The organism is Ensifer sp. NM-2, from assembly GCF_003024455.1.
Taxonomy (GTDB): Bacteria; Pseudomonadota; Alphaproteobacteria; order Rhizobiales; family Rhizobiaceae; genus Ensifer; species Ensifer canadensis.
In genome coordinates this window covers 1-342 of the sequence record NZ_PVZR01000184.1, presented here as the reverse complement: position 1 = coordinate 342, position 342 = coordinate 1, and the positions used below count along the sequence as shown (strand labels likewise).

Below are 342 nucleotides of genomic sequence, written 5' to 3'. Positions count from 1 at the left end.
ACTCCGACACCTCGCATCACATCATCGATGCGGTCCAAAGGAACGAGTTCGATATAGGTTTCGGGCGCGTGCCGACAGAGCGTACTGACATTGAGCATTTGCCGATGCCCACATCGTCGGCAATCTGCCTTGTTCCCAGACACCATCGGCTCGCGGCGAAGGAGTCGATTTCCGTGACTGACCTTCATCAAGAGCAACTGATTTCGCTCGGAACCAGTAGCCTGCTTCGGCTCCAGATCGAGGCGGCGCTGGAGAGCGCCGGCATCAGGGGCGGAACAGTCATACAGACGCTTTTTTCCAACACCGTGCCCAGCTATGTCGCGCGCGGCCTCGGCATTGGGG

At 58.8% G+C, this 342-nt stretch carries 1 protein-coding gene; it reads left to right on the top strand.

Annotation, left to right across the window (positions count from 1 at the left end):
- On the top strand, window positions 1-342 hold a 342-nt coding region (locus tag C6558_RS39395), incomplete at both ends, for a LysR substrate-binding domain-containing protein (RefSeq protein ID WP_256372007.1).